21 protein-coding genes are annotated in these 24,421 nt (G+C 70.2%); 13 read left to right on the top strand and 8 right to left on the bottom strand.

Going from position 1 to position 24,421, the window contains the following annotated elements; genetic code table 11:
- Window positions 1-8 precede the first annotated feature (8 nt).
- Window positions 9-1,190, top strand: coding sequence for a hypothetical protein (locus ABS52_01300; protein ID ODT05426.1), 1,182 nt, complete (start codon window positions 9-11; stop codon window positions 1,188-1,190).
- The gene (locus tag ABS52_01295) at window positions 1,187-1,912 is read left to right on the top strand and encodes a hypothetical protein (GenBank protein ODT05351.1); all 726 of its coding nucleotides are present in this window, start codon (window positions 1,187-1,189) and stop codon (window positions 1,910-1,912) included. Before ABS52_01300 ends, ABS52_01295 begins: the two co-directional genes overlap by 4 nt.
- A 23-nt stretch (window positions 1,913-1,935) precedes the next feature.
- Here ABS52_01295 and ABS52_01290 read toward each other — a convergent pair whose 3' ends face one another.
- Window positions 1,936-2,508, bottom strand: coding sequence for a hypothetical protein (locus tag ABS52_01290; protein ODT05350.1), 573 nt, complete (start codon window positions 2,506-2,508; stop codon window positions 1,936-1,938).
- Window positions 2,509-2,758: 250 nt separating this feature from the next.
- On the opposite strand from ABS52_01290, the gene ABS52_01285 reads away from it, so the two are divergent.
- From ABS52_01285 to ABS52_01275, 3 genes are all read left to right on the top strand, one after another.
- A complete protein-coding gene (locus tag ABS52_01285; protein ID ODT05425.1) occupies window positions 2,759-4,075 on the top strand; it encodes an aminotransferase in 1,317 nt (438 codons plus the stop codon).
- A 65-nt stretch (window positions 4,076-4,140) separates the two neighbouring features.
- A complete protein-coding gene (locus tag ABS52_01280) occupies window positions 4,141-4,719 on the top strand; it encodes a hypothetical protein (protein ODT05424.1) in 579 nt (192 codons plus the stop codon).
- Window positions 4,716-4,991 (top strand): hypothetical protein, encoded by a 276-nt coding sequence (locus ABS52_01275; protein ODT05349.1) that lies wholly within the window; start codon window positions 4,716-4,718, stop codon window positions 4,989-4,991. Before ABS52_01280 ends, ABS52_01275 begins: the two co-directional genes overlap by 4 nt.
- Window positions 4,992-5,058: 67 nt before the next feature.
- On the opposite strand, the gene ABS52_01270 is transcribed toward ABS52_01275, so the two are convergent.
- The gene (locus ABS52_01270) at window positions 5,059-5,388 is read right to left on the bottom strand and encodes a hypothetical protein (protein ODT05348.1); all 330 of its coding nucleotides are present in this window, start codon (window positions 5,386-5,388) and stop codon (window positions 5,059-5,061) included.
- A 208-nt stretch (window positions 5,389-5,596) separates the two neighbouring features.
- On the opposite strand from ABS52_01270, the gene ABS52_01265 reads away from it, so the two are divergent.
- Together ABS52_01265 and ABS52_01260 are read left to right on the top strand one after the other, a co-directional pair.
- Window positions 5,597-6,544 (top strand): hypothetical protein, encoded by a 948-nt coding sequence (locus ABS52_01265; protein ODT05347.1) that lies wholly within the window; start codon window positions 5,597-5,599, stop codon window positions 6,542-6,544.
- A gap of 68 nt (window positions 6,545-6,612) precedes the next feature.
- Window positions 6,613-8,082: an adenosylhomocysteinase gene (locus ABS52_01260; GenBank protein ID ODT05423.1), complete on the top strand. Its 1,470-nt coding sequence runs from the start codon at window positions 6,613-6,615 to the stop codon at window positions 8,080-8,082.
- 127 nt (window positions 8,083-8,209) lie between these two features.
- Here ABS52_01260 and ABS52_01255 read toward each other — a convergent pair whose 3' ends face one another.
- Window positions 8,210-8,941 (bottom strand): hypothetical protein, encoded by a 732-nt coding sequence (locus tag ABS52_01255; GenBank protein ODT05346.1) that lies wholly within the window; start codon window positions 8,939-8,941, stop codon window positions 8,210-8,212.
- A 376-nt stretch (window positions 8,942-9,317) separates the two neighbouring features.
- Between ABS52_01255 and ABS52_01250 the strand changes: the two genes are divergently transcribed.
- Both ABS52_01250 and ABS52_01245 read left to right on the top strand, forming a co-directional pair.
- The gene (locus ABS52_01250; protein ODT05345.1) at window positions 9,318-11,069 is read left to right on the top strand and encodes a hypothetical protein; all 1,752 of its coding nucleotides are present in this window, start codon (window positions 9,318-9,320) and stop codon (window positions 11,067-11,069) included.
- Window positions 11,070-11,300: 231 nt separating this feature from the next.
- Window positions 11,301-12,020, top strand: coding sequence for a hypothetical protein (locus tag ABS52_01245; GenBank protein ODT05344.1), 720 nt, complete (start codon window positions 11,301-11,303; stop codon window positions 12,018-12,020).
- Window positions 12,021-12,100: 80 nt separating this feature from the next.
- Here the strand turns inward: ABS52_01245 and ABS52_01240 are convergent, their stop codons facing one another.
- A complete protein-coding gene (locus ABS52_01240) occupies window positions 12,101-12,709 on the bottom strand; it encodes a hypothetical protein (protein ID ODT05343.1) in 609 nt (202 codons plus the stop codon).
- A gap of 32 nt (window positions 12,710-12,741) precedes the next feature.
- The gene (locus ABS52_01235) at window positions 12,742-13,359 is read right to left on the bottom strand and encodes a hypothetical protein (GenBank protein ODT05342.1); all 618 of its coding nucleotides are present in this window, start codon (window positions 13,357-13,359) and stop codon (window positions 12,742-12,744) included.
- A 186-nt stretch (window positions 13,360-13,545) separates the two neighbouring features.
- On the opposite strand from ABS52_01235, the gene ABS52_01230 reads away from it, so the two are divergent.
- Window positions 13,546-15,426 carry a hypothetical protein gene (locus ABS52_01230; GenBank protein ID ODT05341.1) on the top strand — a complete coding sequence of 627 codons (1,881 nt, stop codon included), beginning with the start codon at window positions 13,546-13,548 and terminating at the stop codon, window positions 15,424-15,426.
- Here ABS52_01230 and ABS52_01225 read toward each other — a convergent pair.
- The 3 genes from ABS52_01225 to ABS52_01215 form a co-directional block, all read right to left on the bottom strand.
- Window positions 15,387-17,030 carry a hypothetical protein gene (locus ABS52_01225; GenBank protein ID ODT05340.1) on the bottom strand — a complete coding sequence of 548 codons (1,644 nt, stop codon included), beginning with the start codon at window positions 17,028-17,030 and terminating at the stop codon, window positions 15,387-15,389. The genes ABS52_01230 and ABS52_01225 overlap by 40 nt on opposite strands.
- A gap of 118 nt (window positions 17,031-17,148) precedes the next feature.
- The gene (locus ABS52_01220) at window positions 17,149-19,971 is read right to left on the bottom strand and encodes a cyanophycin synthetase (protein ID ODT05339.1); all 2,823 of its coding nucleotides are present in this window, start codon (window positions 19,969-19,971) and stop codon (window positions 17,149-17,151) included.
- 90 nt (window positions 19,972-20,061) lie between these two features.
- Complete coding sequence (locus ABS52_01215) at window positions 20,062-20,892, bottom strand: cyanophycinase (GenBank protein ODT05338.1); 831 nt, start codon at window positions 20,890-20,892, stop codon at window positions 20,062-20,064.
- A 365-nt stretch (window positions 20,893-21,257) separates the two neighbouring features.
- Between ABS52_01215 and ABS52_01210 the strand changes: the two genes are divergently transcribed.
- The 3 genes from ABS52_01210 (at window position 21,258) to ABS52_01200 (ending at window position 24,370) form a co-directional block, all read left to right on the top strand.
- Complete coding sequence (locus tag ABS52_01210) at window positions 21,258-22,037, top strand: hypothetical protein (protein ODT05337.1); 780 nt, start codon at window positions 21,258-21,260, stop codon at window positions 22,035-22,037.
- Window positions 22,038-22,277: 240 nt separating this feature from the next.
- Window positions 22,278-23,522 carry a UDP-N-acetylglucosamine 2-epimerase gene (locus ABS52_01205; protein ID ODT05422.1) on the top strand — a complete coding sequence of 415 codons (1,245 nt, stop codon included), beginning with the start codon at window positions 22,278-22,280 and terminating at the stop codon, window positions 23,520-23,522.
- Window positions 23,519-24,370 (top strand): hypothetical protein, encoded by an 852-nt coding sequence (locus tag ABS52_01200; GenBank protein ID ODT05336.1) that lies wholly within the window; start codon window positions 23,519-23,521, stop codon window positions 24,368-24,370. The genes ABS52_01205 and ABS52_01200 overlap by 4 nt, the downstream gene beginning before the upstream one ends.
- Window positions 24,371-24,421: the final 51 nt, after the last annotated feature.

Genomic DNA, 24,421 nt, shown 5'->3' with positions numbered 1-24,421 from the left:
ATCGCGCGTTGCACGAGGGGTTGCGCGCCTATCCCGCGTCGCTCTTCCAGTTCGACCCGCGCATGTCCGAGGGGTGGTACTCGGACCGGTACTTCGTGCGGACCGCCAACACCCTCGCGTTCGACGATCGCGACCCGGTGGTGCAGGTCCAGGTCTTCGCCAAGCAGCACGGGATCATCGCCGGGGTGTACGAGGTGATCCGCATGCTCCAGACCCAGCTGGCTCGGCATCCGTACACGGGGCGGGCGTACTCCATCCGCGACTTCAGCATCGAGACGCTGATCGACGGCGACCCGCTCTCGCCGCACGAGTCGGCGCTCCTGATCACCGGTCCGTACATCGCCTTCGCGCACCTGGAGACCGATTTTCTCGGCGTGCTGGCGCGGCGGTCGCTGGTGGCCACGAACGTGCGCCGGGTCATGGACGCGGCCCACGGCAAGCCGGTGATCTTCATGGGGGCGCGGCATGACGACTGGCGGGTCCAGACGCCGGACGGGTACGCCGCGCGCGTCGGGGGGGCGGGGAGCGTGTCGAGCGACGCGGGCGGGGCGTGGTGGGGGGCGTCGGGGGGGGGGACGATGCCGCACGCCATGATCGCGGCCTTCGGGGGAGACGTCGTCGGGGCCACGCTCGCCTTTGCCCGTTGCTGCCTGGCGCACGAGCCCGACGTGAAGGTGGTGTCGCTGGTGGACTATCACAACGACGTGGTGCGCGATGCGCTGGCGGTGGCCCGCGCGATGCACGATGCCTTTGGCGCCGGATCGTTGGTGGCGGTGCGCGTGGATACGAGCGAGCGGCTGGTCGATGTCGCGCTCGCCGCGGATGCGGCGGCGCGCGGGCGCGAGGGGCTCACCGGAGTGAACCCCGAGCTGGTGCGGCGACTGCGCAGTGCGCTCGACCAGGGAGGCTTTCCCGATGTAGGGATCATCGTCTCCGGCGGCTTCACGCCGGCCAAGATCCGCCGCTTCGAGCGGGAGGGGGTCCCGGTGACGGGCTACGGCATCGGCTCCTCCCTATTGGGGCACAATGATGGCGAGCAGGATGGCCTGCTCAACGACTTCGACTTCACGGCCGACGTGGTGATGGTGGACGGGCGACTGGAGAGCAAGGTGGGGCGCGGTTTCGTCCCCAACGCCCGGTTGGTTCCCGTCGACATCGGCGCGCTCGGCAATCCGGACGCACGCGCATGACGACGCCTTCCTTGCGCCGCCCCCGCATCGGGTGGGTGGTGGATGTCCAGCACGATTTCATGCGCCCCGAGGGGCGGTTGTACGTGCGCAACCTCTTCGACGCGAGCGATGCCGGGGCCGTGCAGGCGACCCCCGCGATCGTGCGCACGGTGGAGTGGATGCGCGCGGCGTGCGACGTGGTCGTGTACACGGGCGACTGGCACGCCTATGGCGACCGCGAGATCGACACCGTTGCCCCCGACCCGACGAAGGGGACGTATCACCCGCACTGCATGGGGATGTCGGAGGACCCCGAGGAGGCGCGCGGCGCCAGCCTGATTGCCGAGGTCGACCCGGGCCGGGACGTGCACGTCCTTCCGCGGGATGCCAGCGAGGCGCACGCGCGCGAGGTGGCGCGGCGCGCCCTCGCCGAGCGGCGCGCCGTCTTCGTGCAGAAGCACGAGTTCTCGGTGTTCGAGGGGAACGCCGGGGCCGATGCGTTCGTCGCCGCGCTGCGTGACGCGTTAGGTGGCGCGCCCGAATTCTTCGTCTGCGGCGTGGCCACCGACGTCTGCGTCAAGATGGCGGTGGACGGCCTGCTGGACCGCGAGGCGGTGGTGGCGGTGGTGCAGGACGCCACGTGGTCGCTCGGCCTCCTCGGCCCCGCCGACACCTTCGACCTCTGGGCGAGCCGGGGGGCCACGCTCACCCGATCCGCGGACCTGGCCCCGGCCGATCGTTAGGCGCGGCGGGGGCGGGCGGCTGCCTAGAAGGTGAAGCCGAGGCCGATATCCATCCCTCCGCGCCGGGAGGGGAGGAACGAGATCCGGTTGGGGAGTGGGAGCGGCATCCAGTGCTCGGCCTTGAAGCGCGAGCCCACGAGGACCCCCACCACCCCGCCCACGAGGGCGCCGGCGGCGGCGGTGCCGCCGCGGTTGTATTGCCTGGTGGAGTCCGAGGGGTTGAAGATCCCCGTCGCGCCCCAGAAGAGCAGGGCGCCAGCCGGGATGCCGATGAGTCCCCCCTTCAGCATGGGCGCCTTGTTGAAGCGCTTTTCGCCCTGGCTCTGCTCGATCCTGGTGATCTGGTCGAGGGTGAAGGTCCAGATCCCGCGCCCGGCGGCGGCCTCGATGAAGACGGCGGTGTCTCCCTTCATCTCCAGGTAGTTGGCCAGGAGGGGGGAGACGAGGGTGGAGGCCGAGATCCGCACCCGCGCCCCAGGGACGATCGGGAGCCCGGTCGACGGACGGGAGGTGGAGGGACGGGGCTGCTGCGCCTGGGAAGGGAGGGCCAGCAGCGCCAGCAGCGAGGTGACCGAGACGAGGGCGAGAGGGCGCACGGGTGCTCCGTCGGAGCGCAAGGTGAAGAGCGGAAGGGTGTTGCGGGACTAAGTATACCCAGGACGCGCCCCCGTGCCCCTCCGGACTGCGGACGGGCCCCTGTCGAGAACGGCGCCCAGCGGGGATGGCGAGGGTATGACGACCGTTGCACGCCCAATGCCACGGTTCCGCCGGGAGCGGTTGGAGGGCCCCCCCTCCCCGGGGTAAGTTGGGATGAACGCCACGCTGACCGTAATTGCCGAGGGCACCATGACGCACGCTGCCGATGTGAACGACGTGACCGCGCTGGTCCGCGGTCCCCAGACACCGGGTCGCATTTCCACCCCCGTCGGGACGCTCGAGGGGTCGGCGATCCTGAAGATCGCCGGCGAGATCCGCCAGCGCGTGGCAGCGGGCGAGAAGGTCTGCAACCTCACCGTGGGCGATTTCGACCCGCGGCAGTTCCGGATCCCGGCGGCGCTGGAGCAGGGGATTGCGCAGGCGCTGGCGCGTGGCGAGACCAACTATCCCCCCGGGACGGGGATTCCCGCGCTTCGCGACGCGATCCTGGCCTACTACGAGCGCTCGTTAGGGCTGCGGTACCCGGTGGAGTCGGTCCTGGTGACGTCGGGGTCGCGCCCCGGGGTGTACGGGACCTACTGCACGCTGGTCGACCCGGGGGACCGGGTGGTCTACCCGGCGCCGAGCTGGAACAACAACTACTACTGCCACATGGTGGGGGCGGTGGCCGACCCGGTGATGACGACGCCCGACGAGTCGTTCATGCCGTCGGCGGAGACGCTGGCGCCGCACCTGCGCGGGGCGCGGATGCTGGCGCTCAACTCGCCGCTCAACCCGTGCGGGACGGCCTTCACCGCCGAGTCGTTAGGCGCCATCTGCGACCTCGTGCTGGAGGAGAACGCGCGCCGCGGCAGGGCGGAGCGTCCGCTGTACGTCATGTACGACCAGGTGTACTGGCAGCTGACGTTCGGCGACGTGCAGCACGTGGACCCGGTGTCGCTGCGTCCCGAGATGGCGCGCTACACGGTGCTGGTGGACGGGATCTCCAAGGCGTTCGCCGCCACCGGGGTACGGGTGGGGTGGGTGCTGGGGCCGACCGACGTGGTCGAGGGGATGAACAACTTCCTCAGCCACGTGGGGACGTGGGCGCCGCGCGCCGAGCAGGTGGCGACCGCCGCCCTCCTGCTCAACGAGGATGCCATTGCCGACTACCGGTCGCAGCTCCTGGCCGGCGTGCGCGCGCGGCTCGATGCGCTGTACGACGGGATCGCCGCCTTCAAGGGGGCGGGGCATCCCGTGGACGCGATCGCCCCGCAGGGGGCGATCTACCTGAGCGCGCGCTTCGACCTCTACGGCAAGCGGACGCCACAGGGCGAGGTGCTGCGCACCAGCGAGGACATCCGCGCCTGGCTGTTGCGCGAGTCGGGGCTGGCGGTGGTCCCCTTCCACGCCTTCGGCGCCGAGGGGGAAACCGGGTGGTGCCGCCTCTCGGTGGGGGCGGTGAGCCTGGAGGACATCGCCGGGGCGCTCCCGCGGCTGGGGGCGGGGTTGGCGGCTTTACGTTAGGCGCTCGATCGGGTCCTTCCACCACCCCGGAGATGCTCCAGATGCACGTTCGCGCATTGCACCTGCTGACGGCCGTGGTCGCCGTCGGCGCCGCCCTGTCCGTCCCGCAGGCGGCCCACGCCCAGGGGAAGATCGCCCCGAGGGATCAACAGATCGCCGCCGCCGTCCTCCCCCTCCCGCCGGAGTACCGCGCCTCGGCACGCGTGCTGGGCTACGGCACCGATGGCAAGCTCACCACGCTGCGCGAGGGGAAGGGGATGGTGTGCCTGGCCCGCGACCCCAAGGCGCCGCGCTTCCACGTGGCGTGCTACCACGAGTCGATGGAGCCGTTCATGGCACGCGGGCGCGAGCTCCGCGCGCAGGGGATCACGAGTGCCGCCGAAGTCGACACGATCCGCTTTCGCGATGTGCGGGCGGGGAAGCTCGCGGTACCGACGTTTCCCGCCGCGCTGTACTCGCTGACCGACGGCGACTTCGACCCGAAGACGGGGACGGCACCCGGCGCCCGGCACCTGTACGTGGTGTACATCCCCTACGCCACGGCCGAGAACACCGGGCTGTCGACGAAGCCGAACGGGAACCAGCCGTGGATCATGTTCCCGGGGACGCCCAAGGCGCACATCATGTTCACCCCGTCGATGTGAGGGTCGAGCGGCATGCCTGGGTTCGCGTCGCGAACTACGGGGCAGGGTGGGAGGCCGACCTCGCGGCGGCCCGGCTCGACGCCGAGGGGATCCCGGTACGGGTGAGCGGAAACGACCTGACCGGGATCTTCGGCCCCGGTTTCCAGGGGGCGACGGCGCGCGGGTTCTTCGTGGAGGTGCCGCTGCCGTACGTGGAGCGGGCGCGGTACGTGCTGAGCCAGTCGGTCGCGGAAACGGAAACGGACGAGGGCGATCCCGGCCAAGGCGCATGAGGGCCGCTTCGCGGCCCTCATGGCTACGCACGCCGGGGTGGTGAGGAACGTCTCGCCCCGCCAGGGGTCAGGCGTCGGAGATGGTCGCGTCCGGGGCGTTTTTCTTCACCGACGCGATTCCGTTCTCCATTGCGGCCGTTCCCGAATACATCTCGCTGCGGCCGATCTCCTGCTTGTTGGAGGCGACGAGGACGAAGTACGGTGCGCCATCCTTGGCAGTCCGGCGTTCGTAGCTGGCGTCATTGGCGGCATGGCGTCGCACCGAATCCACCCCCTCGACCGCTCCCTGCCGCGAGGCGTACATCTGGCTGGTGAGGATGACCTGACCGTTGCCGGCCTTGAGGTTGAAGAGATAGCGGCCGTCGCCGGCCTGCTTGAGCTCAAAGGTTCCCGTCATGATGTGCTCTTGGGATCGGGTGGATCGATGGGAGGCAAGAGTGCCGGAGAATCGCGACCGCATCCAGTCTCCTCGGTGACGCGGGATGCAGAAAGAGGGCATTCTCCTGAAATGGGGGCGTGAAACGAGCCTGGTGGGGCGGCGGAGGGGTTGACGGAGGGGGTTGACGGAGGGGGGAGATGCAACAACCTTTCATCCGGTTCTACGGATGAATATGGCGTCCCCCGTCACGCTCGACCATCTCAGCACGCTGGCCGACTCCACCCGGAGCCGGCTCTTGCTCGTGCTGGAGCGCCACGAGATAACGGTCGGGGAACTCTGTGCGGTGCTTCAACTTCCGCAGTCCACCGTGTCGCGTCACCTCAAGGTGCTGGGGGACGAGCGGTGGGTGGAGAGCCGGTCGGAGGGGACGAGCCGCTTCTATAGGATGTCGCCGACGCTGGACGAGTGGGGGGAGCGGTTGTGGGCGGTGGTGCGGGAGAGTGTGCTGGAGACCCCGATGGCGGAGCAGGACCGGCTGCGCGAGGAGGCGGTGCTGGTGGCGCGGCGGTCGCGGTCCCGGGAGTTCTTCGCCTCGGTGGCGGGGGAGTGGGAGTCGGTGCGGGCGGAGCTGTTCGGGTCCAGGCTCGACTTGCACCTGGCGCTCGCGCTCCTCGACCCGGCGGCGGTGGTGGGGGACCTGGGGTGCGGGACCGGGCACCTGGCGGCACTCCTGGCCCCGCACGTGGCGCGGGTGGTGGCGGTGGACGCATCGGAGGAGATGCTGGCGGCGGCGCGGGAGCGGACGCGGACGATGCCTAACGTCGACCTGCGCCTGGGCGAGCTGGAGCAGCTCCCGGTCGCCACGGCGTCGCTCGACCTGGCGACCTTCTCGCTGGCGCTGCACTACGTGGCCAACCCGGCGCGGGCGATCGCCGAGTCGCATCGCGCGCTGCGCGACGGGGGGCGGCTGGCGGTGATCGACATGATGCCGCACGACCGCGACGACCTGCAGCAGCGCATGGGGCATGCCTGGCGCGGCTTTCCCGAGTCGCAGCTGACACAGTGGCTCGCTGCCGCCGGCTTCACTGCTATCCGCATCACCCCGCTCCCGCCGGATGAATCGGCCCGCGGCCCCGCGCTCTTCGCCGCAACCGCCCGCAAGCCCGTCGCATAGGCACTCGTCTTCTCGTCTTCTCGTCTTCTCGTCCTCTGCCCCTATCTGGAGATCCCGTGTCCACCACCATCCAGCAGTCGTTAGGTACGCCGTCGCCCCTCGATCGCCCCGCCTTCAAGGTCAAGGACCTCTCGCTCGCCGAGTGGGGGCGCAAGGAGATCCGCCTGGCCGAGCACGAGATGCCCGGGCTGATGGCCATCCGCGAGGAGCAAAAGGGGAAGTTCCCGCTCAAGGGGGCGCGGATCATGGGGTCGCTGCACATGACGGTGCAGACGGCGGTCCTGATCGAGACGCTCGTGGACCTCGGCGCCGACGTGCGCTGGGTGTCGTGCAACATCTTCTCCACCCAGGACCATGCGGCGGCGGCGGTGGTCGTCGGGCGCAACGGGACGGTCGACAACCCGACCGGCGTCCCGGTCTACGCCTGGAAGGGGGAGACGCTGGAGGAGTACTGGTGGTGCACCGAGCAGGCGCTGATGTGGCCCGACGGCGCCGGCCCCAACATGCTCCTCGATGATGGCGGCGACGCGACGCTCCTCATCCACAAGGGAGTGGAGTACGAGAAGGCGGGTGCGGTGCCGGCGTTCAACGCCGAGCAGGATTCCGAGGAATGGGGAGTGATCCTCGACCTCCTGCGTGCGGAGCTGGTGAGGAACCCCGGGCGCTGGACCAAGGTGGCCGCCGACATCAAGGGCGTAACCGAGGAGACGACGACGGGCGTGCACCGCCTGTACGAGATGATGCAGGCGGGGACGCTCCTCTTCCCGGCCATCAACGTCAACGACTCGGTGACCAAGTCCAAGTTCGACAACCTGTACGGCTGCCGCCACTCGCTCACCGACGGGATCCTCCGCGCCAGCGACGTAATGCTGGCCGGGAAGGTGGCGGTGGTCTGCGGCTACGGCGATGTAGGGAAGGGATGCGCCCAGGCGCTCAAGGGGCAGGGGGCGCGCGTGGTCATCACCGAGATCGACCCCATCTGCGCCTTGCAGGCGGCGATGGAAGGGTACCAGGTGACAACGCTCGACGACGTGGTCGCGACGGCCGACATCTTCATCACCGCCACGGGGAACAAGGGAATCATCACCGTGGAGCACATGCAGCAGATGAAGGACAAGGCGATCGTGGGCAACATCGGCCACTTCGACAACGAGATCGACATGGCCGGGCTCAAGAAGCACGGGATCACGCGCATCAACATCAAGCCGCAGTTCGACGAGTTCGTCTTCCCCGACGGGCACTCGGTCCTGGTGCTCGCCGAGGGGCGCCTCCTCAACCTCGGCTGCGCCACCGGGCACCCGAGCTTCGTGATGTCGGCGTCGTTCTCCAACCAGGTGATCGCGCAGATGGAGCTGTTCGGCAACACCGCCAGGTACGAGAAGAAGGTGTACGTGCTGCCGAAGCACCTGGATGAGAAGGTGGCGCGGTTGCACCTGGACAAGCTGGGGGTGAAGCTGACGACGCTGACGCCGGACCAGGCGGCGTACATCGGGGTGAAGGTGGAGGGGCCGTACAAGGCGGAGCACTACAGGTACTAGAAGCGCTGACGGGAGACGGGGGACGGGAGACGGGGGTGACGACGCCGAGCGGCTAGGCCGCTCGGCGTCGTCGTTTGCGCGCATGGCGAGCTTTCACATCTCCTCCTGCTGCGCGTCTGTCCGGGCTCTACCCACTCCACACGGCGATCAGGCCGCACCAGGCGTCTCGCTGCATGCTGGTGAACGACGGGGGGATGGAGCCGGGGCCGACGTAGATCTCGATGCCGTGGAGCTCCTTGGGGTCGAGTTCGTCGAGGGAGAAGCCGCCGCCTCGCAGCACGCCATCGACCATGATGCGGAGGACGCAGGCGCTGCCGGCGGCCGACTTGGAGACGAGCGATGGGTTGGGGCCGCGGTTGGAGACGACGAGGCGCACGTAGCCGCTGTCGATGACGCGCACGCCGGCCAGGCCACGAAAGAGGTCGGTCACGCGGACGGGGCGGCGCCGGTCGATGTCGGCTTCAGTGAGGAACTTCCCGAACGTTCCGGCGGTGCGACGTCGTTCGAAGTCGGCGAGGCGCCCTTCTGGAGCGCCGGCACTGTTCCGTTCCTCGACACGCAGCTCGGCGAGTTCCTGTGGTGTGCGGGCGAGACTCACGTCGAAGGAGAGGAACTCTTCGCCATCGTTGGCGAGCGGGCGATCGTAGCGCCGATAGCCGCGCCGAGTGACGATGACGGTGTCGGCGAGGCGCATGGGGATCGTGAGGCGCGCACGGCCGGTGCTGTCGGACACGGTCGATCGCGACGTGTCGCGCGTGGCACGAACGCGCGCCCCGGCGATGGCGAGTCGCGTGGCGCTGTCACGCACGAAGACCTCGATGGTGCGTGATGGTGACTGCTGTGCGGCGGCGCTCGGCACGAAACAGGCGCCAGCGACTACCAGCCTGATCGCCCCTCGCATCGCCGCGAACAGCCGCCGTCGCACGCCCGCCCGGATGCGGGGAACTGGCAATTGCGCCCGTCGAGTGTAGATCATCGGCAACCCTCCTCCCGCCAACATGTCCGACTCATCGCGCCTCGATGCCCTGGAGCTAGCGGTAGCCCGCCTGACCCGCGAGTTGGTGTCGCTCAAGCGAGAGGTCGGGTCGCTCTCGGAAGGATCGGCCGTGGAGCCAGGGGGCACGGCGCATCGAGCTCCGGAGCCCCCGACACCCCTGGCCACAGCGTCAATCGACGCGACTTCGGCACAAGTCGCCAGTACCTCGGCGCCCTTCGTCAGCGACGAGCTGCGCCGCATGGCGTCGGGCTTCGCCAGCGACAGCGCCGAGTCGCGCGCAGCGCGTGGGCGCCCGTCGCGGCACTGGGATCGCCCGAACATGGAGGCCTTCATCGGCCGCTACGGGACGCTCGCTCTGGCTGCGTTCACCATCCTCATGGGGGTCGGCGCCTTCATCGGCTGGGCAGTCAGGAACGGAATCATCGGGCCGGCGATGCGGGTGATCCTCGGCGCCCTTCTGGCCGGGGTCGTGGCGGCGGTGGGGTGGCGGCTGCGCCGCGGGGACTCGCCGCGGTTCGGGAGCGTGCTCCTCGCGCTGTCGCTGGCCATCATGCATGTGGTGTGTTGGGGGGCAGGGCCGCTCTTGCACCTGGTCCCCGACGCAGCGGCGTTAGGCGTGGCCTCGGCGGCGTCGGCTGGGTTGGCACTGCTGGCACTGCGCGAGGAGGACCAGTCGCTGTTCAATGTCGGCTTCGGCGGCGCGCTCCTGGCGCCGTTCGTCACGTCGGCGGAGACCGGCGATCCCGTGCTCCTGCTCTTGTATGGGGCGATCGTGCTGGGAGCGGGGATGCGGGCGATGCGCGCGCGAGTGTGGAGCAAGACGCCGTTCGTCCTGGGGCTTGGCGTGATGGCCTACGCGGCGGCGGCGAGCGGAAAGCTGTCGCAGTCGGAGGTGTGGGTGCGCGCTGGGGCGCCGAGCGTGTTCGCCATCGCCGTGGGGTGGCTGGCGCTGCTCTTCGTGCGGGGCGCGTCGCGAGAGCGATTGGCGACGGTGGCGCTCATCACGGCGACGCTTGCCCTGCTGGCGATCCACGAGCGTCCGAGCGTGAGCACGATGCGCTACATGCTGGCGGCGACGATCGTCGTGAGCGGTTTCCTCATGGCGCGCGGCGGGGGCGCCGAGCGGGTGGTACAGCTCGTGGCGGCGTTGCTGCTGCCGGCGGCGACTCTGGTGGCGGCGCTGGCGACGGCGGGGCGTGGCGCCGCATACGCGGACGTGGCGCTGGCGGTGCTGTGGGCGGCGGGGAGCGCCGGAGCCGCCGCGGCCAATCGCGACGGGGCGCGGGAGTGGCACGCCTTCATGGCAGCGGCGATGGGCGGGGTGGCGATCGCCCTTCAGTTCGACAACCGGGAGGTGGCCTTCGCCGTGGCGATCGCGGTGTATGGTGCGGCGATGGCGATCGTGATGCGGCGCCTGGTGCTGCGCGGCGTCGGCGTGGCGGCGCTCGGCTGGCTGGCGATCGGCGCGGCGGTGGCGTTCGACGCGCTGGGCGACCGCGGGCGCTGGATCACCAATCCCTTCCTGACGCCGGCGTCGGGGGCGGCGCTCGCCATTTGCTCGGCGTGGGTTGTGTTCTCGTGGCACGCGGCGCGCACTGATGCAGCTGACGGTGGCGTCGTGACGACGATGCCGCGGACGGTCGTTCGCATCCTGGGCGGGGTGCTGACCTTTTTGTGGATCCACGCCGAGCTGTCGCGCACCGTGTCACTCGACGTGTCGACGTTCCTGTTGGTGGCGTACTACGCGATGAGCGGCGTGGTGGCGATCGGGCTCGGGCGGTGGCGAGGGATTCCGATGTTGCGGCAGCTGGGGTTGGCGCTGGCGGTCTTCGCGGCGGTCAAGGCGATGGCCGAGACGTCGTCGCTGTCGATCGGGTGGCGGGTGGGGGGATACCTGCTGGCGGGGGTGTTTCTGCTGGGGGTGGCGTACTGGTATCGGGGGAAAGGGGGCGAACGGGAAGGCGCCGAGAATGCTGCCTCTCCGACCTGACGGCGTCTCGGCGCCGCCTGGGCCAGGCCTGACACCATTCCGGGTACGCGTCGTCACAGGAAATCCTGCCTCGTCACCATTGACTGGCCGGGCACCTAGGCTGGGAGGAAGTTGCTCCTGGAGACATTCACCCTGCAGGCCTCTGTGACGACGCACTCACCAGCACCAAGCCCGCGCGAGGCGGGAATCGACCGACGCCTCTTCCTTGCCCAAGCCGCGGCGTCGATCGGCATGCTCGCCGGCTGCAAGGGCGATTCGGCTGGTCCGTCCGGCGACGGCGCCGAACACCTGCAGTCGCGCGTCGGCTCGCCAACGTCGGCGCTCGCTCCGGGGCTCCACCAGTTGGGTCTCGGTAGTTCGCGCGATGGACTGCTCTACGTCCCCACCGGCTACGCCCCGACGGTACCGTTGCCGTTGGTCGTCCTGCTGCACGGGGCGAGCGGGGCGGCGTCGATGTGGTTCGGGTCGTACGGCAACCGCGCCGACGCGAACAGGTTCGTCATGCTGGCGCCGGAGTCGCGTGCCTCGTCATGGGACATTCGGTTCGGCGGCTTCGGTCCCGACGTCGAGTTCATCGACCGGGCGCTGGCGTACACCTTCTCGGTATGCGCGTTCGACGCGCGCCACATTGCCGTCGCGGGTTTCTCCGACGGCGCTTCGTACGCCCTCTCGCTCGGACTGGCCAACGGCGACCTGTTCAGCCAGGTGATCGGCTACTCGCCGGGCTTCTTCGCGTCGTCCACGGCGCGCGGCAAGCCGGAGATCTTCATCTCGCACGGCATCCAGGACACCGTGTTGCCGATCAACCAGAGCAGTCGGCTTCTGGTACCGAAGTTCCGTTCGCAGGGCTACTCGGTGGAGTACCAGGAATTCACCGGCGGGCACGAAGTGCCCCAGGCGATATCCGATGCGGCGATGAACTGGCTGCAGTCGAGGTATCACTCGGCGTGACGGGGTCGTCGTCGAGGTCTTGCGGTTAGCAGCGGGTGTGCAATCGATGCGTGGCGAGGGGGAGTCGGGCTGCCGGGCGGCTAGCGCCCGCTGTCGACGGCGGGAGAGACGAGGGCGGTTCTCACCGCGGCAAGTGCGGCCTCGAGCCTTGTGTGTCCGATTCCTCGCACTGGCGCAACGCGAGCTCCGAGCGTGCGCAGGCGCTCCCCAAACGCCGAATGCAGCCTGGTTCCAGCGGCAGGCTGATCGCGCACGCCATCGGCCTCCCACGGCAGGTCGGGCTCGCACAGCAGGTACAGGTCGCCCAGCCGCTCCCGCGCCGCGGCCATGATCCACTCGGGGCATGCCCCGTAGTAATGCTCGGCGTACACCGTGGTGCTCACGAGGTCGGTGTCGAGCACCAGCGGGGGGGCGTCGCGGCTGCGCCCGAACTGGGCGCGCCAGCGCTCGATCGCCGCGTCCTCGACGGCCGCCTGCCCCCGCGCAATGGGCTCAACGTCGGCCCACGTCAGCGCCCGCCCCACCTGCTCGGCATAGCTGCGCGAGTACTCGGGGACCCACAGCGATCCCAACGCCTTGGCGAGCGCCGCGGCCAGGGTGGTCTTCCCGGTGCTCTCACCGCCGGTGACCACGATGCGTGGGACGCGAGCGCGAGTCCCAACCGCCGGCGACTCGGGCTCAGGCGACATGGCGGAGCGCGACCGTCAGGTGCATTTCACGCTCAGGCGACGGCGATGGCACGACGGGCCTCGTACGACCGCTTCCAGTCGCGCAGCCCCAGCACCGCCAGGGCGAGAAAGACGCCGTACTGGAAGGCGGTGAAGTTCAGGTGCTTGAGGAAGACGAACATCCAGACGTACACCACGTCCAGCACGATCCAGAGCGCCCAATTCTCCAGGATCTTGCGCGTCATCATCCATTGGGCGATGAGCGAGAACACGGACAGCGTGGCGTCGAGGTAGGGGAGCGAGGCATCGGTGTGCCGGTGCAGCAACCACCCGAGGGCGGCGGAGCCGGCGAGGCCGATGGCACCCAACGTGACGGCCAGGCGCGGAGTGAGGCGCGACACGTGCAACTCGCTGCGGTTCTCGCCGCCGAACTTCCACTCGTACCACCCATAGATGGACAGGACGAGGTAGATGAGCTGCAACCCCGCGTCGGCGTAGAGCTTCTCGCGCAGGAAGAGGACGGAGTAGAGCCCCACGTTGACGATGGCGGTGGGCCAGCTCCAGATGTTCTCGCGGGTGCTGAGCCAGACGCTCACCAGCCCGAACGCCACCGCGGTCCCCTCGAGGGGGGTGAGCGAGGCTGCGAGGGAGCGCCACAGGTCGCCGATCATCGGGCGAAAGCTACGGCACCGCGCGGCGGTGGGGCTACTGCGGCGCAGGCGGGGTACTACGTTGCGTCGAGGCTCCGTCGTCCCTTTCCGGGGGCGGTGCCACGCCGCATGGTAGGCATCGTCACGATCACTCCACTGGTGCAACCCCCGCAAGCCTTGCCGCTGCCCCGACGTCGCCGAACTCACGTGCTGCGCGCCTTGCTCGTGGCGATGGCGGGAGCGTTCCAGTCGGCGTGCGCGATCCTCAACCCGCCCCCGCTCGTGCCCACACCGGCCGACTCGGCGGTGGCGCGCCAGGTGCTGCAGGAGGTGCTGACCGAGTACTGGCGCGACGCCCTGGGGCGTCGCTACGACGTGGCGCTCGCCAACGGACTCCCGGTGACGATGCTGCCGGATCTCTCGGCGGAGGGGCGCAAGGGCGACCTGCGCCTGGCGCAACGTGTGGCGCGCGGGCTGGATCGGTTGAACGTCGGTGCGCTGTCACAGGGTGACTACCTCACGACCCTGGCGCTCCGATGGGAGACGGAGGCGCGCGCCGAGGCGTCGGCCTTCTACTGGCCCGACTTCTCGTTCCTCTCGCCGGCCACGACGCCGATCCGCGACCTGGTGGAGGTGTATCGCCTGCATCCCCTGGCGACGACGTCGGATGTCGAACGATACCTCTTCTTCGTGGAGGCGTTACCGTTCCTCGCCGAGCGGATCCAGGCGGGGTTGGAGGAACGGAGGAAGCGCGGGTACGTGGCGCCACGCGAGCTGGTGGAGTCGGCCATCTCGTTCTATCGCGGAGTGATGTTGCTCGGGCGCGATGGGCCATGGCGTCCGCCGCCGGAGCGGCTGGCGGCACTCGATTCCGCGGGACGTGCGGCCTTCCTGGCGGAGGTCGAGTCGCTGGCATCGCTGCGGATCGTCCCGGCGCTCGATTCGCTGGTGACCTATCTGGGCGCGTCGTATCTCCCGGCGGCATCGGACCGTCCCGGGCTCTGGCAGTATGCGGGGGGGAAGGAGCTGTACCGCCACCTGCTGCGGCGTGCGTCGTCGCTCGACGTTCCGCCGGAAGAGGCGCATCGGGTCGGGCTGGCCGAGCTCAGGCGCATCGACGCGACGATGACGGCGCTGCGCCGGGAGCATCGATGGAACCCGGACGCGCGCGCCTTCCACGACTCGTTGCGGCTGGCGATGGGGGACGCCCGCTCCGTCGAGGTGGTGGCGGCCGCGCTGGCCGCCCGTCAGGCGCAGCTGGCGCCGGCGCTGGCCGCGCCGTTCGCTTGCCGCCCGGCGCACGACGCCATCGTCCGTCGGGCCACCGCCGCCGAGGCCTTGCTGTGGCCCGACGGGGTGTACCTCCCGGCCAACGTGGAGGACACGATCGGGACGTTGCTGCTGACGGAGCGATGGCGGCGCCCGGCGGTCGCGGGGGTGGTGGCGTCGACGAGCTATCGCCAGCTGGCGCCGGGGCAACATTTCGCAGCGGCGCTGGTGGGCGGGAATGCGGCGATCCCGCCGTTGCGGCGCTTCATGCGGACGCCCGGATTCAGCGACGGCTGGGCGCAGTACGCGGCGTCGCTGGCGGGGGAGCTGGGGATGTACGCCGCCCCCCTGGACGCGTATGGGCGGCTGCTGGACGAGGGGGCGTCGGTGGCGCTGCTGGTGGTGGACACGGGGATCCACTATCTGGGGTGGTCGATTCCGCAGGCGCGGGCGGTGCTGGGGCGCTACGTACTCGCCACTGCGGCGGAGGTGGACACGATGCTGGTGGAGCGGGTGGTGAATCGCCCGGGGCTCGCCGGGGCCGGGGCGCTGGGCGCGCGCGAGGTGGCGGCGATGCGGGCGTGGATGCAGCGCGAGCAGGGGCGCGACTTCTCGCTCAGCGCCTGGCACGCGGAGATGCTGTCGTTAGGTGCCCTGCCGCTCCCGATCGTGGGGAGCCACCTGGAGTGGTGGCTGTACGACACGGCCCGGCGGAAGGCGGAGGCGCGCGCCGCGGCGGAGCAGGCGGCGAGGGAGCAGGCGGCGCGCGAGAAGCGCGATCAGGTGAAGGACGACACCACGCGGGCGCCCGCCTCCTGAAGCGCGTGCATGGCCGCGTGGTAGTCGGCGTGTACGCTGAGGATGAGGAGGTCGCCGGGGCGTGACTCGGCCATCGCCAGCTGCACGGCGGCCAGCTCGCCGTCGGCGAAGCGCAGCGCCTCGCGCGGGCAGTCGAGCGAGAGGAGCGCCTCGGCGAGCCGCCCGGTGACGTCTCCCGATTCGCGGCCTCGCAGGAAGCGCGGCATCTCCTTCAGGATCACGACGTCCGGCTCCTCGTTCCAGACGGCGGCGGCCAGCTCCTCGAGCGCCTCGTCGTCCCGGTCGCCGGCCTGTCCGATGACCACGAGGCGCCGCCGGGCGGGAATGTCGTGCAGCGCGTCCGACAGGGCGAGCCACCCGTCGGGGTTGTGAACGAAATCGACGACGATGCGGGCGCCGTTGTACTCGAGGAGGGAGAGGCGGCCGGGGTTGTCGGTGGGGAGGCGCCCGAAGCGCGCGAGGGTGGCGCGGACGGCGTCGGGGGCGACGCCCATCGCGATCGCCGTGGCGGAGGCGGCGAGGGCGTTGGCGACGTTGTAGCGGGCGGCACCGCCGAGGGTGAGGGGCATGGTGGTGGCCTCGCCGAGCGCGGTCTCGCCTGCCGGTGACACGTAGGTGAGGGTGTCGTCACGCAGCACGCAGGCCTCACCGCCAGCTGCAACGTAGGCGGCGACGGTGGGATTCCCGGCGTCGAGCGAGAACCAGGTGATGGGGGCGCCCACCGTCGCGGCGAGGGCCACCAGGGTACGGTCGTCGGCATTGAGGACGACCCGCCCGCCGGAGGTGACGACGCGGGCGACGACCAGCTTGACCTCGCCGAGCGCGCGGAGGTCGTGGATGCCGTACTCACCCAGGTGGTCGGCGGTGACACGGGTGACGACGGCGGCGGCGGCGTGGGTCACGGCGAGGCCCCGGCGCAGGATCCCGCCGCGGGCGGTCTCGAGCACGGCGGCGGTGGCGCGCTGGTCGCGCAACGCGAGGCGTGCGCCGGCGGGACCGGAGTAATCGCCCTCGTCGATGAGCTGGCCGGCGCACCAGACGCCGTCGGTCGACGTGAGGGCGGCGACGTGCCCGCCCTCGGAGAGCATGGCGGCGAGCAGGCGCGTGGTGGTCGTCTTGCCGTTGGAGCCGGTGACGAGGGCGATGGGGATGTCGTGCACCCCCTCCCACTGCACCATCCCGGGAATGGGGAGGGCGCCGAGGGGGACGGTCACGCTCCCGGTGCCGGCGCCTAACGATATCGAGTCGTCGTCGACCGTGAAGTTGACCCCCCGGCGCGCGGCCTCGCGCTCGAGCGCCACGAGGCGGGGACGCGACTCGTGGTGCGCATGCACCCGCAACCGGTCGATGACGTCGCGCTCGTCGGTGACGCAACGCCCCTCCACCAGCCGCTCGGCGGCGAGCCAGGCCTGTTCGTTGACCTCGGTGGCGGTGAGGAGGGCGTCGATGGGGGCGGAGATGAAACACTGGGCGCCCCCCGGGTGCGTGCGCACGATCGTCTCGACGCCGGTCCACCCGAGGCGGGCGGCGAAGTGCCGGGCCGTGGTGCGCCAGGCGAGGAGGAGCGCGGGGCGTTCGTCGTCGCTTGCGAGGAGCTCGAGCACTGCGCCCGGGCGCAGGGAGAACAGGTTGGCGCCAAGGAGGCGCCGCGAATCGACGATGCAGTTGGGCAGGGACGTATCCGGGGTTGGTGCTGGAGGCTCAATATCGCCGATCGGGCCCCTAGTCGTCACTCTCGCGGGCGATGTGGACGCCGCGCTCGTCTCGGACGATGACCACGTCGTCGGTGAAGGCGGGGACGTCTCCGGCGGCGCCATCGCCGGGCGTCGTGGCCGCGAAGTCGGCGACGGCCCACTCGCCCGTGCGCCGCGGCGGGGCCAGGGTCCCGTCCTCGAGCGTGGGACGGAAGTGTACCACCTGCTTCCAGCTGCGGGCGAGGGCATCGGCAAAGAGCAGGACGAGGTCGCCTGGGCGCGCCATGCGGAGGGCGGCGTCCATGGCCTCCTGCTCGTCGGGGATGAGCGTGATGCGCGACTCGGTGATGCCGGCGGCAAGTAGTGCGTCACGGATGAGGCGCGGTACCTCGTCGCCGCCGCGCCCGCGCAGGTCGTCGTCGCGTCGGACGATGTAGTGATCGAAGTCGCCACGGGCCGCCGCCTGGCCGATCTCCACGATGTCCTCGTCGCGCCGGTCGCCGGGGCCGGCGACGACGCAGATGCGGCGTCCCTTCACGTCGAGGCGGGTGACGAGCTGGCAGACGGAGTCGACGGCGGCGGCGTTGTGGCCGTAATCCATGATGACCTTGAACGGATGCTCGTCGAAGACGTTCATCCGCCCGGGGGCCTGGTAGAAGGTCGTGTGGAAGGTGCGCAGCCCGTTGCGAATGTCCTCGAGGCGCACGCCCATGGAGAAGGCCATCGCCGCGGCGAACATCGCGTTCTGCACGTTGAAGGTGGCCTTCCCCTCCATGGTGGCGGGGACGAGATGTGTCCAGAGGAGCGGGATGTGGGCGCCGCGATCGTAGATGGTGATCATCTGCCCGTTGATCCCGGCTTCGAGCGCAATGGCGCGTCCGCCGGCGCGGATGTGCTCGCGCACCAGCTCGTGCTGCGGGTTCATCGTCACGTAGCAGACGTGCCTGGCCTCGGTGTACCCCGCCATGCGCAAGACGCGCGGGTCGTCGGCGTTGAGGACGGCGGTGTCGCGCGCCACCTCGGCAATGATGCGCTTGACCTCGGCCAACTCGTCGAGCGTGTCGACGCCGCGCATTCCCAGGTGGTCGCTCTGGACGTTGAGCACCGCGCCCACGTCGACGTGGCGCACCCCCATGCCGGCGCGCAGGAGACCGCCACGTGCAACCTCGAGCACCGCGACGTCGACCGACGGGTCGCTGAGCACCATGCGGGTCGCCACCGGGCCGGTCATGTCGCCGGGGACGGTGCGCTGCCCGTCCACGTAGACGCCATCGGTGCTGGTGAGTCCGACGTGCCGGCCGGCGAGCTTGTGGATATGGGCCAGCATGCGGGCCGTCGTCGTCTTCCCGTTGGTACCGGTGACGGCGGCGATGGGAATCCAGCTCGGGCTTCCCGGGGGGAAGAGCATGTCGACCGTCTTGCCGGCCACGTCGCGCGGCTTCCCCTCGCTGGGAGCCATGTGCATGCGGTAGCCCGGCGCGGCATTGACCTCGCAGATGGCGCCGCCGCTGTCCTTGTAGGACTGGGAGATGTCGGGGGTGAGGAAGTCGACGCCGCCCACGTCGAGCCCGATCGCCTTGATGGCACGCACCGCCATCTCGACGTTGTCGGGGTGGACGATGTCGGTGACGTCGGTGGCGGTCCCGCCGGTGGAGAGATTGGCCGTCAGGCGCAGCATGACCGACGCGCCAGCCGGGGGAATGGAGTCCTTCGTGTACCCTTTCGCCTCCATCAGCCGCTGCGCCTCGTGGTCGAGCTCGATGCGGGTGAGGACCTTCTCGTGCCCGATCCCGCGACGGGGGTCGGCGTTGACCTCGGCGACCAGGGCCTCGATGGTGCGGACGCCATCGCCGACCACGCGCCCCGGGAGGCGCTTGGACGCGGCGACGAGCTCGCCGTTGATGACGAGCATGCGATGGTCGGCTCCGGTGATGAAGCTTTCCACGATGACCGACTTCGAGTGCTCCCTGGCCTTCTGGAAGGCGATGCGCACGGCCGCCTCGTCCATCAGGTGGATGGAGACGCCGCGCCCGTGGTTGGCGTTGTACGGCTTGACCACGACGGGATAGCCGATGCGGCGGGCCGCCTGCACGCAGCCATCCTCGGTCTGCACGAGGCGCTGCAGCGGGACGGGGAGGCCTAACGAGGAGAGGATCCGGTTGGTCTCCTCCTTGTCCGACGCCAGCTCGACGGCGATGTGCGAGGTCTGCGAGGTGACGGTGGCCTGGATGCGCTTCTGGTACTTCCCGTGGCCCAGCTGGATAAGGGAGAACTGGTTGAGGCGGATCCACGGGATCCCGCGGCGCGCCGCCTCGTGCACGATCGACGCCGTGGAAGGGCCGAGCGCGCGGCGCTGCGCGTAGCGGATGTACTCGTCGCGCGCCGTCTCCCAGTTCCAATCGGCCTCGAATCCCTCGGGGCGAAGGGCGGGCGGGAGGAGCGAGTGCAGGAGCGCCAGCGCGAGGTCGGCGCCCTCGTTCCCCACCTCCGCCTGCTCGTACTCGAAGACGACGTCGTAGACACCGGGGCGTCCGTCGATGGAGCGCGTCTTCCCAAAGGTGACGTCCTCGCCGGCGATGTTCTGCAGCTCGATGGCGACGTGCTCGAGGACGTGGCCGAGCCAGGTCCCTTCGTCTTCCGTCATGCGGCGGATGAAGCCGCCGGACTCGCCGTACGAGCACCCGTGCTCTCCCAGCCCCGGCAGGCGCTCGACGAGGGCATCCACGAAGGCGTGCCCGAGCCGCATGGTGGGCCACGCTTCCAGCTCGCCCAGGTCGACTTCGAGGCGGATGACCGCGAAGTGGGCGTAGATGGAGGGGCCGACGAAGGTGCGGCGATCGAGAATCTGCATCAGAGAATGAGAAGACGAGAAGACGAGAAGACGAGAGTCGGCGTGCGCAACTGCGCCTCGCCCGTGATCGGCACGAACGCGGCGCGCGGCCTATCCCGAGGGCTGCATGGCGCTGGTGTCCGCGAGCCGCGTGTGCAGGTCGTACGAGGCGCCGTGGGTGAGGATGTGGAGCTTGACGCCGACGAGCGAGATGGGCTGGCCACGATCGGTGTGATCGGCGCTGGAGTACTCCACGCGCGAGGGATCGATGACGGTGATCCCACCGGAGCCGCGGATCTCCATGACGTCATCCGGGCCGATGAAGGCGGCGGTGTCCTCGTCGAGGCCGAGTCCCACGGCGAAGGGGTTGAGGGAGAGGGCCATGAGCAGGCGGCCGAGGCGGTCGCGCTGGCGGAAGTGCTGGTCGACGACGACACGGTTGGTGAGGCCGAGCCCCGGGGCGAGCGTGGCCATCCCGACCTTGGGTGTGGGGCCTTCCTCGCCGAAGGCGATCATGTGCTCCGACAGGAACGCGGCCCCGGCCGAGGTGCCGGCGACGTGCTGGCCGTGCGCGTTGCGGATCCGCAGGAGCTTGGCGACGGGGGTCCCGCCTAACGTGGTGGAGAGCTTGAGCTGGTTGCCGCCGGTGAGGAAGACGCCGTCGGCGCGCTCGAGGACCTCGAGGTAGTCCTGGTCGTCGGCGTCGCTCCGACGCTCGACGGCGACCGCCTTGGCGTCGCGCACCCCCATCTTGAGGAAGAGCTTCTCGTACTCGCGTCCGGTGTCGGGGTCGGACGAGGCGGTGGGGAGGATCGCGATGCGACCCTCCCGCCCGCCGCAGAGCGAGACGAAGTGGGTGAGGATATCGGAATCGCCGATACGGCCCCCGATGGGGATGATGTAGCCGCGGGTGGCGTGGTCGGGGACGCGGGAAGGGGACAAGGTCTTGAGACGGGAGACGGGAGACGGGAGACGGGAGACGGGAGACGGGAGACGGGAGACGGGAGTTGGGAGACGGGGGTGGCGTCGACGGCGGGGAGAGTCCGGCGTGTAGGCAAGCTACGGGGGGTGGTTCGGCTTGGCGAGGACGGTGCACCGGGATGAACGGTTCGTCACTCGGGCATCGACAGGAGAACGGGACGGGTGCAGCTTCGTTGCCCTGCGTCAACCGAACTCGCGAGCGAGAATCTGCTTGCGACGGGTAGTCGCACGCGGCGCACACCCCCCCCATGCCCCTCGCGCCACCGAACTCCCGTCTCCCGTCTCCCGTCTCCCGTCCCCCGTCTGCCCTCCCACCCCACCTGAAAATGTCTCCGATCCCCTCCTACCTCGGTCGCTTTGTCTGGCACGACCTCATGACCACCGACGTCGCGGCGGCCAGGGACTTCTATACATCGGTCGCCGAATGGGGGACCGAGGTGTGGGAAGGGGGAGGGATGCCCTACACCATGTGGACGGTGAAGGGGACGGCGATCGGGGGGGTGATGCAGCTTCCCGCCGAGGCCGCGGCGGCCGGAACGCCGCCGCACTGGCTGGGCTACGTCGGCACCCCCGACATCGACGCGACGGCGGCTCAGGTGAAGGCACTCGGCGGGACGGTACGAGTGCCGCCGACACCGATCCCCACCGTCGGCCGGTTCGCCGTCGTGCGCGATCCGTATGGTGCGGTCTTCGCGCTCTTCACGCCGGAGCAGGACGCTCCGGGGCACGAGGGGATGACCGAGGTGGGCGAGTTCTCATGGCGCGAGCTGGCGACGCGCGACTTGAACGGGGCGCTCGACTTCTACGGCGCGCTCTTCGGCTGGACGCTGCACAGCGACATGGACATGGGTGAGATGGGGACGTATCGCATCTTTGCCCGGAATGGCGAGATGATGGGCGGGATGTACACGATCCAGGAGGCGATGCCGATGCCGCCGTCGTGGGCGTACTACATTCTCGTTTCCGACATCGACGCGGCGGCGGCGCGGACGGAGGCGGCGGGGGGGACGATCGTGCAGCCGGTGATGGACATTCCGGGTGGGAAGATCTTCATGGCGAAGGATCCGCAGGGGGGATTCTTCGCGGCGCATGCGGTCGGCATGTAGGGTCCGGTCGTCCTTGCGGCGTGCCTCGGCGGGATGTTGCGTCGGCCCCTGTCCAGCGGTCTGTTGAATGGCAGAGCTTGCCCGCGCCGCAACTTCCTGCGCGGCAATGGGTAAGGAGACCACCGGCGGCGGGCGGGGTGAGCGATGGGATGGGGCGCCGACTCACGCGCGACGGACACCAGCACTCCACGCATGACCGACTACAAGGCGGCGGGCGAAACGCACCGCCGCACCCCGCCGATGAACCGGCGGGTGGCAGATCGACAGACTCCGCGTGACCTGTCCGCGATCGGGCATGGAGGGAAGTACCGTGTCTGCGTGATCGTCGGGACGCGTCCGGAGGCGATCAAGATGGCGCCGGTGATTCTCGAGCTGGCGCAGCATCGCCACGTGATCGACACCATGGTGGTGACGACGGCGCAGCACCGCGAGATGCTGTCGCAGGCGCTGGACGCCTTCGGGATCAAGCCGCACGTGGACCTGGGGCTGATGTCGACCAAGCAGGCGCTGGCCGACTTCACGGCGCGGGCCATGCTGGCGCTGTCGTCGTGCTTCGCCGAGACGCGCCCGGACCTGGTCCTGGTGCAGGGAGACACGACGACAGTGTTGTGCGCCGCGCTGGCTGCGCACTACCTGGGGATCCCCGTGGGGCACATCGAGGCGGGGCTGCGCTCGGGGAACCTGCGCAATCCGTTCCCCGAGGAGCTCAACCGGCGCCTGGCGTCGGTGGTGGCCGACCTGCACTTCGCCCCCACCGAGACGGCGCGGCAGAACCTGCTCCGCGAGGGCGTCCCCGACGAGCGGATCGTGGTCACCGGGAACACGATCGTCGACGCGCTGCGGCGGATGCCGCGCAAGGCGCTGTTCGACGAGCCGCGCCTGAACGCCCTCCCGTGGGGGAAGCGGCGCTTCGTCCTGTGCACGGTGCACCGCCGCGAGAACCTGGGCGAGCCGCTGGCGAACATCTGCCGGGCGGTGGGTGAGCTGGCGTCGATGCACACGGATACGCACTTCGTCTTCCCGGTGCACCTCAACCCGCACGTGCGCGACGTGGTGTTCGACGAACTTGGGGGGATGCCTCGCGTGGAGCTGCTGGACCCGTTAGGCTATGCGGACCTGCTCGAGCTGCTGCGTCGCTCCGAGTTCGCGATGACCGATTCCGGGGGGATCCAGGAGGAATGTCCGTCGCTGGGGAAGCCGGTCCTGATCCTGCGCAAGAACACCGAGCGCCCGGAAGTGGTGGCGGCGGGGTTCGGGCGCGTGGTGGGGACGGAGACGCTCGCCATCGTCGACGCGGCGACGCTCCTCCTGGACGACGTGCGCGAGATCGAGAAGATGACGGCGGGCGAGAACCCGTTCGGCGACGGGATGGCGGCGCAGCGCATCGTGCAGACGCTGATGCGGCGGGCGCCCCGGCACGCGGGAGGACTCCCGGTGCCGGAGGGGCCTGCGCTCCTCCCGACGCGGCGGGCCGTCGAGCCATGACCCCGGGACGCGGCCGCGATCGCGGGCGGCTGCGCTCACTTGCCCTCGCGCCCCTGCTGGCTGGGGTGGCCCGGCTGGCGGCAGCGTTGCTCGTGGTGGCGCCGAGTGTGGGGCGCGCGCAGGGAGCGCCCGCCCCGGACCTCAACCGCCGGGTGGAGCTGTTCGCCGATCGGCACCAGGTGTCGGGCGGGTTCGGCGACTGGGAGGGGGTGGGGACACGCCTCTCCCTCCCCGTGGGTGCGCGCGACACCTGGCTCGCCGAGGCACTGCACCGCCGCGCCTTCGGCGACGCCGGGACGTACCTCAGCCTCGCCAACCAGCACGTCTGGACGGATCGCTGGTATACCTACATCGCGATTGCGGGTGGCTCGGGCGGCTACGTCCTTCCGGACCTGCGCGCGGACGCGTCGCTCTCGTACAAGTGGGGGGCGCGGCAGGCGCTGGTCTCGACCGTCGGGGCGACGCTCGTCGACGGCAAGCTGGGCTATCGCGATGCGGGAGGGTTCGCGGCGCTCACCGCCTACCTCTCGCCCGTGGCGGTGGCCGAGGCCGGGGTGCGCCTGACGCGCAGCACCCCGGGCGACGTGGACGCGGCGCGCGGCAACGGGGCGTTGACGTTAGGCAGGCAGGGGACGTCGGTCGTGGTACTGCGCGGCTCGTCGGGGCGGGAGGGGTACCAGCTCCTCGGCCCCGGCGCGGCGGTGCGGCGATTCACCAGCCACGAAGGCGCGGTCTCGTGGCGCCAGTGGCTCGGGCCATTCGGCGGCGCCTTCCTGCAGGGGGAGCACTATCGCAATCCGTACTACCGGCGCACGGGGGTGACCATTGGCGTCTTCGCGCACTGGTAGCCTGACGCCACGGGCCCTCGCGGCGCTCCCCGCCTCCGAGCGGAGGGCGCG

This window comes from Gemmatimonadetes bacterium SCN 70-22 (assembly GCA_001724275.1).
Classification (GTDB): Bacteria; Gemmatimonadota; Gemmatimonadetes; order Gemmatimonadales; family Gemmatimonadaceae; genus SCN-70-22.
This window is presented reverse-complemented; position numbering and strand designations above follow the sequence as displayed.